Annotated in this window: 14 protein-coding genes and 1 riboswitch; of the genes, 2 read left to right on the plus strand and 12 right to left on the minus strand. The window is 70.8% G+C overall.

What is annotated here, in order from left to right; translation table 11 throughout:
* Positions 1-2 precede the first annotated feature (2 nt).
* A complete protein-coding gene (locus tag LZP97_RS14205) occupies positions 3-425 on the minus strand; it encodes an acetone carboxylase subunit gamma (protein ID WP_017681267.1) in 423 nt (140 codons plus the stop codon).
* A gap of 53 nt (positions 426-478) precedes the next feature.
* The gene (locus tag LZP97_RS14210) at positions 479-2,398 is read right to left on the minus strand and encodes a hydantoinase/oxoprolinase family protein (RefSeq protein ID WP_017681266.1); all 1,920 of its coding nucleotides are present in this window, start codon (positions 2,396-2,398) and stop codon (positions 479-481) included.
* A gap of 375 nt (positions 2,399-2,773) precedes the next feature.
* Here LZP97_RS14210 and LZP97_RS14215 point away from each other — a divergent pair, with 375 nt between their 5' ends.
* Both LZP97_RS14215 and LZP97_RS14220 read left to right on the plus strand, forming a co-directional pair.
* Positions 2,774-3,544 carry a sulfite exporter TauE/SafE family protein gene (locus LZP97_RS14215; protein WP_010593157.1) on the plus strand — a complete coding sequence of 257 codons (771 nt, stop codon included), beginning with the start codon at positions 2,774-2,776 and terminating at the stop codon, positions 3,542-3,544.
* A 65-nt stretch (positions 3,545-3,609) separates the two neighbouring features.
* Positions 3,610-4,368 carry an HAD-IIA family hydrolase gene (locus tag LZP97_RS14220; RefSeq protein WP_051009369.1) on the plus strand — a complete coding sequence of 253 codons (759 nt, stop codon included), beginning with the start codon at positions 3,610-3,612 and terminating at the stop codon, positions 4,366-4,368.
* Between the two features lie 197 nt (positions 4,369-4,565).
* Here LZP97_RS14220 and LZP97_RS14225 read toward each other — a convergent pair whose 3' ends face one another.
* From LZP97_RS14225 to LZP97_RS14270, 10 genes are all read right to left on the minus strand, one after another.
* Positions 4,566-5,255 (minus strand): MspA family porin, encoded by a 690-nt coding sequence (locus tag LZP97_RS14225; RefSeq protein ID WP_040270692.1) that lies wholly within the window; start codon positions 5,253-5,255, stop codon positions 4,566-4,568.
* Positions 5,256-5,317: 62 nt separating this feature from the next.
* Positions 5,318-6,025: an MspA family porin gene (locus tag LZP97_RS14230; protein WP_040270690.1), complete on the minus strand. Its 708-nt coding sequence runs from the start codon at positions 6,023-6,025 to the stop codon at positions 5,318-5,320.
* Between the two features lie 354 nt (positions 6,026-6,379).
* Positions 6,380-7,726, minus strand: coding sequence for a bifunctional adenosylcobinamide kinase/adenosylcobinamide-phosphate guanylyltransferase (locus tag LZP97_RS14235; protein ID WP_040270688.1), 1,347 nt, complete (start codon positions 7,724-7,726; stop codon positions 6,380-6,382).
* Complete coding sequence (locus LZP97_RS14240) at positions 7,726-8,532, minus strand: ABC transporter ATP-binding protein (RefSeq protein ID WP_017680700.1); 807 nt, start codon at positions 8,530-8,532, stop codon at positions 7,726-7,728. Before LZP97_RS14240 ends, LZP97_RS14235 begins: the two co-directional genes overlap by 1 nt.
* Entirely contained in the window at positions 8,529-9,557 is a 1,029-nt protein-coding gene (locus LZP97_RS14245) for a FecCD family ABC transporter permease (RefSeq protein WP_017680701.1), read from the minus strand. The genes LZP97_RS14240 and LZP97_RS14245 overlap by 4 nt, the downstream gene beginning before the upstream one ends.
* The gene (locus LZP97_RS14250) at positions 9,554-10,513 is read right to left on the minus strand and encodes an ABC transporter substrate-binding protein (protein ID WP_420803897.1); all 960 of its coding nucleotides are present in this window, start codon (positions 10,511-10,513) and stop codon (positions 9,554-9,556) included. The genes LZP97_RS14245 and LZP97_RS14250 overlap by 4 nt, the downstream gene beginning before the upstream one ends.
* Before the next feature lie 85 nt (positions 10,514-10,598).
* A riboswitch (cobalamin riboswitch) is annotated at positions 10,599-10,741 on the minus strand.
* A 39-nt stretch (positions 10,742-10,780) separates the two neighbouring features.
* Entirely contained in the window at positions 10,781-11,731 is a 951-nt protein-coding gene (locus tag LZP97_RS14255; RefSeq protein WP_026137749.1) for a DUF808 domain-containing protein, read from the minus strand.
* A gap of 238 nt (positions 11,732-11,969) precedes the next feature.
* A complete protein-coding gene (locus tag LZP97_RS14260; RefSeq protein WP_010593167.1) occupies positions 11,970-13,193 on the minus strand; it encodes an O-succinylhomoserine sulfhydrylase in 1,224 nt (407 codons plus the stop codon).
* The gene (locus LZP97_RS14265; RefSeq protein ID WP_010593168.1) at positions 13,190-13,600 is read right to left on the minus strand and encodes a rhodanese-like domain-containing protein; all 411 of its coding nucleotides are present in this window, start codon (positions 13,598-13,600) and stop codon (positions 13,190-13,192) included. The genes LZP97_RS14260 and LZP97_RS14265 overlap by 4 nt, the downstream gene beginning before the upstream one ends.
* Positions 13,601-13,662: 62 nt before the next feature.
* The gene (locus LZP97_RS14270) at positions 13,663-14,091 is read right to left on the minus strand and encodes an Rv0361 family membrane protein (protein ID WP_102031415.1); all 429 of its coding nucleotides are present in this window, start codon (positions 14,089-14,091) and stop codon (positions 13,663-13,665) included.
* Positions 14,092-14,124 lie beyond the last annotated feature (33 nt).

Genomic DNA, 14,124 nt, shown 5'->3' on the forward strand with positions numbered 1-14,124 from the left:
GACTAGTGGTGGTTGTGGCGCCGGCCTTCGAACTCGCCCTCGGCGTCCTGGCCGGGGCCGTACGTGACGACCTGTCCGGGATCGGTGCCGCGTTCGAGCCACTGGGCGCGCAAGGCGTCGACGTCCCATTCCATGTCGACGGTCGGGGGGTGTCCGGGCGGGATGTACTCGGTCTCGATCTGGGTGCCGCAGCCGGGGCAGTAGTACTCGAGGATGCGGCAGTAGTTCGGATCCGGCGAGAACGTGAACTCGTAGCGGTCGGGATCGATGATGGGCTGGTGGATCTCGCGCGGGTCGCGGTCGTAGACCAGGGTGCCTTCCTTGTAGTTCCCGCGGGCGCTGCCGAGTTCGTGCCGGCACACCCGGCACACCCACAGTTCGCTGTCGAGGTCGATGACCAGGTATTCGGTCATGGGGATCTGCATGTCGTGCGTCCTTCGAACGAGCCTGCGGTCGAACAGGCTTCGGGATCTGTCGGTCAGTGGGTGTCGGTGAGCAGCAGGTCGCCGCCGGCGGTGACCTCGAACTTCCAGCCCTCCTGCACCCGGGCGGTGAAGAAGGGGCCTTCGACGATGGCCGGGCCCTCGGCGGTGGCGCCGGGCTCCTGGTCGGCCAGCGTGAACACCGGCACCGGCTGCCGGCCGGCGGCTCCGAGCACGGTGCGCTCGCCGGCCGCGCGGGGGGCGCGGGCCTCGGCGAAGGAGCCGTGCGGGAGCTCGATCCGGTTCATCCGGCGGGTGGCGACCAGGGTCAGTGCGGTGGACGCGCCGGGCAGCAGCTCGACGCACTCCCCGGGCTCGTACGGCGTCTCGTCGACCGTGGCGCCGTGCGCATCCTCGGTGGTCAGCGTCCAGGACAGCTCGCAGTCGGTGAGGGCGTGCCCTTCCTGGAACATGTCCCGCTCGGCCTTGGCCAGGAGGTCGGTCACGGCCGCGGCGAGGGTCGTCTCGGTCGTGTCCGCGACGTCGGCCTCGTAGCTCTGCCCGATGTCGGAGAACCCGATGCCGAAGGCGGAGAACACCGCGGCGAGCTTGGGGACGAGCACGCTGCGCACGCCCGCGACCCGTGCCGCGCCGCAGGCACTCATCGGGCCGGCGCCGCCGAACGCGGCGATGGTGGTCTCGTCGGCGTCGGACACCGCGGGGGCGACGGCGTTGCCCATCGCGGTGAAGTACGCCTGTTCCATCGCCAGCAGGGCCTCGTCGAGGGTGAGTCCGAGCGGTTCGGCGACGGTGGCGGTGACGACGGCGCGGGCCCGGTCCGCGTCGAGCGTGAAGTCGCCGTCGAGGTAGGTGGCCGGATCGAGCACGCCGAGGAGGAGATTGACGTCGGTGATGGTCGCGGACGTGCCGCCGAAGCCGAAGCAGGCCGGTCCGGGTGCCGCACCGACGCTTTCCGGTCCGACGGTGATCGCCCCGTCGGTGACGGTGATGACGGAGCTGCCGCCGATGCCGGCCGACTCGACGTTCGACATCGGGAAGGAGGTCGGGATGCCGGCGATGGTGCCGCGGCGGTCGGTGAGGATCTCGCGTCCGGCGACCGTGCCGATGTCGGTCGTGGTGCCGCCGACGTCGATCATGAGAACGTGCTTGAGCCCGTAGATCTCGGCGAGCGCCCGGGTGCCCTCGAGTCCGCCGCGCGGGCCGGACGAGTACGTCTTGAGGGCCACGGACTTCGCGACGCGCGAGGAGGCGCCGTCGTTGCGGTAGATCAGCAGCGGGTTCTTCACGCGGTGGTCGCGCAGCCGGTGCTCGGCGTTGTAGAGGAACCGTTCCATGGTCGGGTGCAGGAACGTGTTGATCACGGCCGACCAGACCCGCCGGGCCGGCGTGCGGTCGGTGGTGAAGTCCCACGAGTACAGGAACGGAACCGACCCGAGCAGGTGGCGCGGGAACTTGCGGAGCAGGATGCCGCGCAGCGTCCGTTCACGTCCGTCGTCGGTGTTCCCGACGGCGACGACGATGCGGGCGGCGCCGTCGGTGGTCAGACGGTTGACCCGGGCGACCAGTTCGCCTTCGAGGTCCGCCGCGTCGGTGTCGACGACGGCGACGCGGGTGCCGACGAGGTCGTCGAACAGCGCCCGCTGCTCGGGGGTGCGGCGCAGTTCGTCGACGAGGGTGGCCGAGTCCGTGACGATGCCGATGCGGGGACCTTTGCGCTCGACGAGCGCGTTCGTCCCCTGCGTGGTCGAGTAGCGGATGTGCGCCGTGGAGTGCAGCAGGGTGGGCAGGTCCTCGGCGCCGTAGATCTCCTTCGACACCTTCGTCAGTCCGTCGAACAGGCACTGCGACAGATCGAACGGTGTGGTGAGGGTCTTGGTGAAGCTGAATTCGTGGCCGTCCCAGGCGCAGATGTCGGTGAGCGTGCCACCGTTGTCGATGTTGATGAGTCTGTCCATCGGGTGTCCCCCGTTCGGGTTGCGTGTTGCGGTTCGAATGGGGAAAGCCTGGGCCCGGCCGGCGGGTGTGAAGTGTGCCACTTCCGGACACCGGCTATGACGTGGCTCATCTTCCGGCTCGAGGCGGCCTCTACCTGCGGGTTCGGCGCGGCACGGCACCGGGACGTCCGGCCGCCCGGTTGCGGGACGGCTCCCGCCGACGAGCGGTGTCCCGAAATGGGACGGTGCGCAGCCGGGTAGAGGTTTCCGGCGCGGCGGTCGGCCGCTCCGCGTCGGCGGCTACGAAAGCTCCCTCCGGACACCGGATTCGGACAGGCGTGCCGAGCAGGGGTGGCGGCGACCGTTCACCTCGGCGGCTGACGTAAGGTCGGCTCGGTGACACCGCTGGAACTGTTCGTCGTCGCCCTGGCCGGGTTGGGCGCCGGCGCGATCAACGCGCTGGTCGGCTCCGGGACCCTCATCACCTTCCCGACCCTCGTCGCTTTCGGGCTGCCGCCGGTGACCGCCACGATGTCCAACGCCGTCGGGCTCGTCGCGGGTGGGGTGTCGGGCACGTGGGGGTACCGGCGCGAGCTGCGCGGGCAGTGGCCGCGGCTGCGATGGCAGATCCCCGCCTCCGTCTCCGGCGCGGTCCTCGGGTCGTGGCTGCTGCTGAACCTGCCCGAAACGGCTTTCGAGACGATCGTGCCCGTTCTGCTCGTGCTGGCGCTGCTCCTGGTCGTGTTCCAGCCGAAACTGCAGCAGTGGGTGCTGCGACGCTCCAGCGGCCCGGCCGAGCAGATCGGGCCGGCGCGCATGACGGCGCTGGTCGTCGGCACCTTCGCCGTGGGCGTGTACGGCGGCTACTTCACGGCCGCGCAGGGCATCCTGCTGATGGGTCTGTTCGGGGCGCTGCTGCACGATCACATCCAGCGGCAGAACGCCGCGAAGAACCTGCTCTCGCTGCTGGTCAACGTCGTGGCGGCCGTCGCCTACACCCTCGTCGCGTTCGACCGGATCGACTGGACGGCGGCGGCGCTGATCGCCGTGGGCTCGCTGATCGGTGGCGCCCTCGGCTCCCGGTACGGCCGCCGGCTCTCGCCCACGGCACTGCGGGCCGTCATCGTCGTGGTCGGCTCGATCGGGTTGTACCGGCTGCTGGCGTGAGCGGTCGGTGACACACTCGAACGGTGAACGACGAACCCGTACCCGCGCCGGTCTGGAACTACCTCATGGACATGGACGGCGTCCTGGTGCACGAGGAACACCTGATACCCGGCGCCGACGCGTTCCTGACCGAACTGCGGGAGAACGGCACACCGTTCATGGTGCTCACCAACAACTCGATCCGCACTCCGCGGGATCTGCGCGCCCGGCTGCTACGCACCGGCCTCGACATCCCGGAGAAGGCGATCTGGACGTCGGCGCTGGCGACCGCGACGTTCCTGGCGAATCAGCGACCCGGCGGCAGCGCGTACGTGGTGGGCGAATCGGGACTGACCACGGCTCTGCACGACATCGGCTACGTCCTGACCGACAACGACCCGGACTACGTCGTCCTCGGGGAGACCCGCACCTACTCGTTCGAGGCGATCACCACCGCGATCCGGCTCGTCGAGCGCGGCGCCCGGTTCATCGCCACCAATCCGGATCCGACCGGACCGTCGCGTGAGGGTTCGCTCCCCGCCACCGGGGCCGTCGCGGCGCTGATCACCCGCGCGACGGGCCGCGAACCGTACTTCGTGGGCAAACCGAATGCCCTGATGATGCGGTCCGCGCTGCGCGCGATCGGTGCGCACTCGGAGCACACGCTCATGATCGGCGACCGGATGGACACCGACATCGTCTGCGGCCTCGAGGCGGGTCTGCAGACGCTGCTGGTGCTGACCGGCATCTCGACCCGCGAGTCCGTGGAGATGTTCCCCTACCGGCCCACCCGCGTCATCGAATCCGTCGCGGAACTGGTGGGGCGCACGGCGAATCCGTTCTGACCGGAGCGAGCGGTTCCGGCGGCGAGAGGGAGGTTCCCGCGCATGCCACTCGGGCGATGCCGCGACAACCTCCCTCTCGCTGTTCACCCCACAGCGCCACTGCCCGGCCCCCACCGGACCGGGCAGCGACGACGCCCCGCCGACGAGAGGATGAGGTTCTCGTCGGCGGGGCTGCTCACCTCCGGAAGGCGCCTCGATCAGCCGATGCTGAAGGGCTGGCCCCAGAGGGTGACCTGCTGGACGTTTGCCCCGGTGTCGACGGTGACCTTGATGTAGTTGCGAGCCTGCGCGTAGCCGGCGCAACCGGACACACCGAGGGTCGAATCGGTCCACGTGACGCTGCCGCTGCGGCCCTTGACGACGTTGAACGGCACGTGCAGCTCCTCGTCGAAGCCGTTCGCAATGGTGCGGTCGAGGATCTTGAAGTCCTGGGCCTGGCCCGGGCCGAGCGTGACGGTGCCGCTGCCGTTGACCGACGGGGTGATCGAGGCGCTCTCGCCCGCGTAGCCGGCCTTGACGCCGGCGCCGCCGCCTGCGGTGCCACCCAGGTTGATCTGGCAGGCGACGATGTAACCCGGCTGGAACTTGGTGGTGGCCTTCTCCGCACCCTCACCGCTGATCTCGACCTTGGCGGTGCCCGAGACCCACACGTTGCGGTGCAGAGGGGTAGCGCCCATGGACGGGGAGATGTTCGCGGTCTCACCGACGCGGCTGAGCGTCACCGTGGTGCCGTTCAGGGTCTCGGTGATGCTGCCGTCCGGCAGCGGCACGAAGGTGTCGGCGTTGGCCGCACCCGCAGAGGCGAATCCGATGGCGACGGCGACGGTGGCGCCGACGCCGGCCGCCTTCAGACCACGGCGCAGGCCGTGGGCGATGCTGGTCTTCATGTTCTCTCTCTCGAGGGTTCGACGCTCGTGTGAGCGAAAGCAGGAGGGACGGACGGTAGCGGTCAGCCGATGCTGAACGGCTGGCCGTACAGGGTGGTCTTGGAGTAGTTGGCTCCGGTGACCTCGAGGACCGTGTAGGCCCGGGCCTGTGCGTAACCGCCGCAGCCCTGGACCTCGATCTGGGTGTCCTGGTACTTGTAGCTGTACTTGCCGTCCTTGAGGATGTCCTTGCCGTCGATGCGTGCGAACTTCACCTGACCTGCAGAGATCGGGACGCTGATCGAGCCGCTGAGGCTGCCGCCGCCCGAGGAGGGGCCGATGTCGAAGCCGGCGCCCAGGTTGCCCTTCAGACCCGTGATGTCCATCTGGCAGCCGATGATGTAGCCGGTGGTCAGGTGCGGAACCTCGTTCGTCGAGGTGCCGTTGGTGCCCTGCGTACCCGTCGGGTCGCCGGTGGCGATGCCGCCATTGGACGGACCGGCCTTGAGGTCGGCCGGAAGGCCCTTGACGTCGACCTCGATCGTTCCGGACACCCACGCCACACGGCCGGCGCCGTTCGCGGCCAGGGAGGGCGAGATGAGGGCGCGCTCCCCGGTGCGCTTGATCGTGGCGTTGCCATTGGCGGCGACGATCTCGCCGTCGGGCAGCGGCACGAAGGTGTCGGCGTTCGCCGCACCCGCGGACAGGAAGCCCAGGGCGACGGCGGCCGCTGCTGCGACACCACCGATGCGTGCGCCGCGGCGGAGGCCGGACGTGTGCTTGTTGCTCAATTCATTCCCCTACTCAGGTGTGCGGTTACCCGGGCGCCCCCGGGCACGGCTGATCACGGCCGCGGGCAGCCGCCGCGGTCGATTCGGATGTGCATTCTGGCCAGGTCGGGGCGAGATACCGGTCGGTTTCTCGCACAAGCGGATTCAGGTGTCGTTGGTGTGCTGCCCCGAGGGGCACTGTGGACCGACACCCCCGCTCGGACCCCAGTTCGTTTCGGAACGATAACACGCCCGGTGCAAAGGGTCACTAAACAGTTACGCCTGTGTTCCAGATCACATCTGGGCACAGCCGTGCGCGACAGAGGGGTTATCTGTGACTGGGAATCCTACTTGCGCAGAACGCAGTTCGATGATCTAGCGCAACCGCGTCGGGATGCCCGCGACGACCAACGTCACCGCCTGCGACTCGGCCGCGACCCGCGCGTTGAGCCGACCGAGCAGGTCCCGGAACAGCCGGCCGGACGCCGTCGGCGGGACCACGCCGCTGCCGACCTCGTTGCTGACCGCCACCGCCGGCACGGCACACGAACGCCACGCATCGAGCAGTTCCTCGACATCCGTCTCGACCGCGGCGAGGTCCCCACCCGACCACACGTCGTGACGGTCCAGGCGCGCGGTGAGCCAGGTCCCCAGGCAGTCGATCAGCAACGGCTCGTCCGCCTCGCGGAGCACGGCCGCCACGTCGTCGGTCTCGACCGTCGTCCACGACCGCGGCCGGCGGGCACGGTGCAGCGCGACGCGCTCGGCCCACTCCGCGTCGCCGTCGCGCGTGCCGCCCGTCGCCACGTACGTCACCGCCGGGAACGATTCGAGCAACTCCTCGGCGTGCCGCGACTTGCCGGAACGCACACCGCCGAGTACCAGAGTGCGCTGCGTCGCAGCGGCTTTGCCGGTCGTGCGTCCCACCGTCGTCACCTCACCGTCGTCGCCCGGTCGCGCCCCGCTGGCCGCCAGCCGGATCCGCAACTGCCCGACGGGCGGGTTGTGGTGGCCGAGATGCACGGCCACCACCTCCGTCCGCTCGGTCACCGCCCCGCACGCGCGCAGGGTGCGCACCGTCTCGCCGAACGCCGGCAGCGTGTGGTGCGCGGAGCCCAGATCCAGTCGGTCCCCGAACGTCTCCTCCAGGAACACCGCGTCGTAGTCCGCACCGGCGACCCGGTCGAACCACTCCATCGGCAGCGGCCCGGTGTCGCACGCCCACAACAACCGGTCACCGCCGGGGCCCTGCACGTCGTAGAGCACGGAGTCTCCCTCGCTCAGGACGCGGTGCGCGGCGGGCAGCACCCGCACCCGGTACTCCCCGACTGTCAGCACGTCCCCGGCCGCGACCGGCACGAACCGCACGGGGTCGGTGGGAGCGATCCAGTCCCGGCACTGGTCCAGCGCGTCGACTGGGCCGATCATCTCGATCTCGGAATCCGTTGCCGCCCAGGATCGGAACAGCAGCGCCTGCGGACCGAGGTGGTCGGGGTGGGAGTGGGTGAGCAGGACGTGCCGCACCCCGGCGAGCGTGCGGCCGTGGCGCAGGGCCGCGCGCGGCGCCTCGGGACCGCAGTCGAGCATGAGCACGTCGTCCACGAGTGCGGCCGTCTGCCCGCGTATCTCGCCGCGGGCGGCGGCGTCCGAGCAGGACCGGCACAGGCAGAACGGATTCGGCCAGCCGTCGGCCGCACCCGTGCCCAGCAGCAGTACCTCCATCACGGATCCTCCGATTCGACTCGGCCCGAAGAACTTCCGCGCACCGGCACGACGGCCGGACCGGAACCGGGACGGTCCAGCACCTCGACGCGCGCGCCGTACACCTCGGCGATGCGCCGGGCCGTGAGCACCTGCCGGGGCGCACCGTCGGCGACCACGCGACCGTCGGTGAGCAGTACCAGCCGTCCGCCGTACAGCGCCGCCGAGGTCAGGTCGTGCATCGCCGCGAGGACCGTGATCCCGTTCTCCGCGCGCATCGACTCCACCAGGTCCAGCACGTGCTGCTGGTGGCCGATGTCGAGGGCGCTGGTGGGTTCGTCCAGCAGCAGCACCTGCGGCTCCTGCGCGAGTGCGCGCCCGAGGACCACCCGTTGCAGCTCGCCGCCGGACAGTTCCGTCGCCGGACGGGCCGCCAGTCCGCGCAGGTCGAGCCGGTCGAGGACCGACTCGACCACGTCACGGTCGTGCGCCGACTCGGTCGCGAACCGCGGCAGGTGCGGGGTGCGGCCGAGCCGGATCAGGTCGGTGACCGTCATGCCCTCGGGCACGACGGGCCGCTGCGGCATGAGCGCCACCGTCCGGGCCATCGCCCGGCGCCCGGCGTGAGCGGGGTCCAGTCCGCCGACGCGGACCCGGCCGCTGGCGGGCACCAGTCCCGCCAGCGCGTGCAGGAGCGTGGTCTTCCCCCCACCGTTGGGCCCGACGAGGGCGATCCACTCCCCCTGCCCGACGGTCAGGTCCACCCCGTGCAGGACGGTCTTGCCGCCGCGGTCGACGCGCAGGCCCCGGCACTCGACGGCGTTCACGACACCCCTCGATGCCGGCGCAGCACCACCAGGAAGAACGGCGCGCCGACAGCCGCGGTCACCACGCCGATGGGCAGTTCGGCCGGGGACATCACGGTCCGGGCCAGCACGTCCGCCAGGACGAGGAAGGCGGCTCCCATCATCAGCGACAGCGGCAGCAGCAGCCGGTGCCCCGGTCCGACGATCAGCCGGATCGCGTGCGGCACCACGATTCCGACGAAGCCGATGAGCCCGCTGGCCCCGACCACGGCGGCGGTGCCGAGGGTCGCCACGCACACCAGGATCAGCCGGACCCGCGCCGGGTTCACCCCGAGGCTCGCGGCCTCCACGTCGCCCACCGCCATCACGTCGAGCATCCGGCGGTGCAGCAGGATGACCGCCGCGGACACCACGACGTACGGCAGGACCACGACCACGTCGGACCAGCCGTCGGTGCTGAGGCGGCCGAGCAGCCACGTGTACACCTGCCGCAGGGTGTCGTCGTAGAGCTGCTGGACGAACGTCTGCGCCGCGTTGGCGAAGGCCGCCACCGCGACGCCGGCCAGGATGATCACCACCTCCGAGCGCATCCCGCCGACACTGCGCCCGAGCGCGTACGTGGCGGCGACGGCGACGAGGCCGCCGGCGAACGCGGCGACCGGCACCCCGACGGACGCGAGCACTCCGCCGAGGGCGATCGCGAGCGTCGCGCCCAGGCCGGCGCCGCTCGACACCCCGAGCAGGTAGGGGTCGGCCAGCGGGTTGCGGAACACCCCCTGGTAGGTGGCGCCGGCGATGGCGAGCATCGCGCCGACCAGCGCACCGAGCGCCACCCGCGGCATGCGGATGTTCCACAGGATGGCCTGCTGCCGGGTCGTCAGCCCGGAGTCGACGTCGACGAAGGGCAGGGCGTCGATCAGTTCCAGGAACACGCCGCGCACGGTCAGTCCGGCGGGGCCGACGAGCACCCCGACGTGCAGCACGATCACCAGGACGAGGGCTGCCGCGCCGAGCACCAGGGCCGGATGGCGCGCGGCGCGGGTCACCGGGTGGGCTGGGCGGCGGGTTCGGCGGCAGCCACGATCGCCCCGAGGTTCCGCACGAGGTCCACGACCCGCGGTCCCCAGCGGCTGGCGACGTCCTCGTCGAGCACGTGGATCTGTCCGGACCGGACGGCCGTCAGCTCACCCCAGCCGGCGCGGGCGGCCACGGTTTCCGGGGTGACGCCGCAGCACTGCCCGTCGGCGAGGAAGATCAGGTCGGGGTCGGCGTCGAGGACGTACTCGGCGGACAGCTGCGGGTAGGCGTCGGCACCGGCGGCGTCGCCGATGGAACGCAGGCCGAGCATTTCGTAGATGCCCCCGACGAAGGTGTCGCCGGTGACGCTGTAGTAGGTGTCGTCGAGCTCGTGGTAGTAGGTCAGCGGAGCCGGGCGCGGGGGCAACCCGGCGACGACCTCGTCGATGTCGCTGCGCATCGAGGCGACGAGTTCGCCCGCGTCACCGACGTGCCCGGTGGCGGCGCCGAGCTGCTCGATCTGCGTGTACGCCTCGTCGAGAGTGGTGGCGGCCGGCAACAGGAGCGTGGGGACGCCGGCGGCCTCGAGGCCGGAGACGAGGTCGCCCACGTCGTCCATGGCCACCACGAGATCCGGTTCGTAGCCGAGCACGGCCTCGACGTTCGGTGAGTATCCGGACAGGGCGGTGACGGGCACCCCGGCGGGAAAGTCGGACTGGTCGTCGACCGCGACGACCTGGTCGCCGGCGCCGACGGCGTAGAGCATCTCGGTGGCGGTGGGACTGAGGGAGACGATCGAATCCGGGGCCGCATCGAGGGTGATCGCTCCGTCGCCGGAGCTCACGGCGACGGGGAAGCTCCCGTCCCCGGAGGGCGCGGAGGCCGGTTCGGAGCCGCCGCTCGAGGCGCACGATGCGACGAACAGGGCGAACGCGGCGAGTCCGGCGGCGAACAGCCGGCGGGCCGGCACAGTGGGGGCAGGCACAACCATCCTCCGTGAGGCGGAGGACGAAAACAGCACGGCTGCAACGATCACCGTTGCGGCACGACACCGTCCTTCGTCCGAGGACCAGTACGTGGCCGCCGCGCCGGCCGACCTGACTCGTCCGGCAGCGCGCTGCCGGCCTCACAGTTGCGGGACAGTGCCGGATTACACCGGACTTCACCGATACGCTGCGGCACCCCACCCGGAAGCGGGGTCACCGCAGCGTATCGCAGGGCTCCGGGCCCGGGGACGGCAGCCCGGGGTCCGTCAGTGCGCCGCCTCGCGCTTCTTCCGTTTCGGAATCAGGTGCGCGATCAGCACGATGATCGCGCCCACGACGAGCCCGACGAGCGCGGACACCACGGTCCCCGCGGTCCAGGACAGCACACCGCCGAAGCCGCCCTGCACGAGATCGCCGAACCAGTGTTCGAGATCGTGCAGGCGATCGGCCGGCCAGTGGAATCCGGCCTCGCCGACGTTGACGAGCAGGATGTGGCCACCGACCCACAGCATCGCGGCGATCCCGACCACGGTGAGCACCGTCATCACCTTCGGCATCGCGGCCACGAGTCCCCGGCCGACCCGTCGGCTGAACGACGACCGGCGGCCGGCGAGCGACAGGCCCACGTCGTCCATCTTCACGATCAGCGCGACCGCGCCGTACACCAGCGCGGTGATGAGGATCGCGACGACGACGAGCACCGCCAGCCGGGTGAGGAACGGTTCGTCCTCGACCGACGACAGGGAGATCACCATGATCTCGGCCGAGAGGATGAGGTCGGTGCGGATCGCGCCACCGACCATCGCCTTCTCGAACTCGGGGCCGCTCTGCGCCGCCGTCGTGTCGTCGTCGTGGTGACCGCCGGTGAGCGCTTCGTAGACCTTCTCGGCTCCCTCGAAGCACAGGAACAGGCCACCGGCGATCAACAGGTAGGGCAGCGCCTGCGGTAGGAACTGGCTCAGCAGCATCGCCACCGGCAGGATGATCAGGAGCTTGTTGCGGATCGACCCGATCGCGATCTTGCGGATGATCGGCAGTTCCCGGTCCGGGGTGAACCCGTGCACGTAGCGCGGGGTGACTGCGGTGTCGTCGACGACGACACCTGCCGCCTTGACCCCGGCCTTGCCGGCCGCGGCGCCGATGTCGTCGATGGACGCCGCTGCCGCTTTCGTCAGTGCCGCGACGTCGTCCAGCAGGGCGACGAGACCACCAGCCACGGGAACCTCCCACAGTTCGGCTGTGCAGAGCCGATCGAACGACACGCAGTTGCGGGTCGACTCTGTAACTTACCGAAGCGCGCACGAACTTACCGAAGCGCGCGCGACCGCGGGGTCGGGTCTCCGGCGCTGCCCGGTCCGGCCGGTGTCGTCGCCCCGGCAGTTCCGGGCGGTGGATCGGGGCCCCGCCACGTCGACGGGGCCTCGATGCGGCTGCGGCCCTCGACCTCGCCGCCGGCTACCGCAGCGCCTGCTCGAAGTCCTCGAGCAGATCCTCCGGATCCTCGAGCCCCACCGACAGCCGCACCACGCCGTCGGACAGGCCGATCGCCGCCCGGCCGTCCGGCCCCATCGCCCGGTGCGTCGTCGTCGCCGGATGGGTGATCAGCGACTTGGCGTCGCCGAGGTTGTTGGAGATGTCGACGATGCGCAGCCCGTCGAGCAGCTCGAACGCGCGCTTCTTGCCGGCGCCTTCCGGGGCGTCCAGTTCGAAGGTGACGACCGTTCCGCCGCCGCTCATCTGGGACCGGGCCAGGTCGTACTGGGGGTGCGACTCGAGGAACGGGTACTTGACCCACCGGATCGCGGCGTGGTCCTGGAGGAACCGGGCGATCCGCTCGGCCGACTCCACCGAGTGCCGGATCCGCACCGCCATCGTCTCGAGGCCCTTGAGCAGGGTGTGGGCGTTGAACGGGCTCAGCGCCGGGCCGGTGTGGCGGATGAGGTGCTGGACCGGGCCGTCGATGTAGTCCTGCGGGCCGAGGATCGCCCCGCCGAGTACGCGACCCTGACCGTCGATGTGCTTGGTGCCCGAATACACGACGATGTCGGCGCCGAGATCGAGGCTGCGCTGCAGCAGGGGCGTGGCGAAGACGTTGTCGAGCACCACCTTGGCGCCGGCGGCGTGGGCCATTTCGGAGACCCGGCGCACGTCGACGAGGGTCTGCATCGGGTTGGACGGAGTCTCGAAGAAGACCGCCGTCGTGGGCACGGACAGGGCCTGCTCCCACTGGTCGAGGTCTTCACCGTCGACGAACACGGTCTCGACGCCCCAGCGCGGCAGGATCTCGTTGCACACCACGAAGCAGGAGCCGAACAGGCTGCGGGCCGCGACCAGCCGGTCGCCCTTGCCGAGCAGCGCCGCGAGGGCGGTGAAGACCGCCGACATGCCCGAGGCGGTGGCGTAGCAGCCCTCGGCGCCTTCGAGCAGCCGCAACCGCTCCTCGAACATCTTCACCGTCGGGTTGCCGTACCGGGAGTAGACGAAGTGGTCCACCTCGCCGGTGAACGCCTGCTCCGCCGCCTCGGCCGATTCGTAGACGAAGCCGGAATTGAGGTAGATCGCCTCGGAGGTCTCCTCGAATCCGGACCGCATGGTGCCGCCGCGCACGCCGAGCGTGGCGGGACGCACCGATGCCGGCAGCGGCCGCTCGAACGCGCCGCCCCTGGGAATTGTGCTCACGACTGCCTCCACGGCAGGCCCGCGGCCCGCCAGCCCTCGGCGCCGCGATGCCTCTCGGCATCGAGGCCGCCTTCGAATCCTTCGAGGATGTTGTACGACGGGGCCAGGCCCGCGGCGGTGGCCGCCTCCGCGGCGGCGATGGAACGCTGTCCCGAGCGACACAGGAACACGATCGGCCCGCCGGTCACGCCGGCGTCCTTCAGCTGGTCGACGAAGTGCTCGTTGCGGGCGCCGTTCGGGTAGCGCACCCACTCGACGAAGAGGGCGCGACGCCCGATGGAGGACGTCTCGGGAACCCCCACGTATTTCCATTCGGCGTCGGTACGCACATCGACGAGCACGGCGTCCGGGTTCTCGCGCAGCAGCTCCCAGGCTTGCTGCGGCGTCATATCACCTGCGTAGCTCACCGCACCAGCTTTTCACAGCTCACGGCGAGCCGACCAGGCGGGCGGGTGGTGCCGGCCGCCGGTCAGAACGTGCAGATCCGCCAGACGTCGTCGATCCGGACGAACTGCCACGTGCTGGTCTGCTCGCCGCCGGCGGACCGGGCACGCACGTCGGCGGTGGCCCGGTCGTCGTCCGTCTCGACGTTCTCGACGGCCTCGAGCTGCACCTCGCCGTCGACGCCGGCCCAGGGGGCCCGGTCGGCCGCGAGCCGGTCGCAGCGCAGCCGGTCCTGCGCGGCGCGGTCGCCGGCGTTGTGGGCGCGGACGTAGTCGTCGACCGTCCGCACGACGAGTTCGGTGCCGGTGGCGCTGCGGTCCGACGGCGACACCAGCTGGGCGACGAACACCCCGACGACGAGCACCACGATGATCGCGAGTGCCGCGAGGAACGGCGTCGCGCTGCTGCGGTCCGTTTCGTCCGGGTCGGGCTCGGGTGCGCGTTCGGCTGCCATGGGGTGATCCTAGGCGGCACCGGCACGGCCCCA

Source organism: Rhodococcus sp. DMF-1, from assembly GCF_021441945.1.
Taxonomy (GTDB): Bacteria; Actinomycetota; Actinomycetes; order Mycobacteriales; family Mycobacteriaceae; genus Rhodococcus; species Rhodococcus ruber.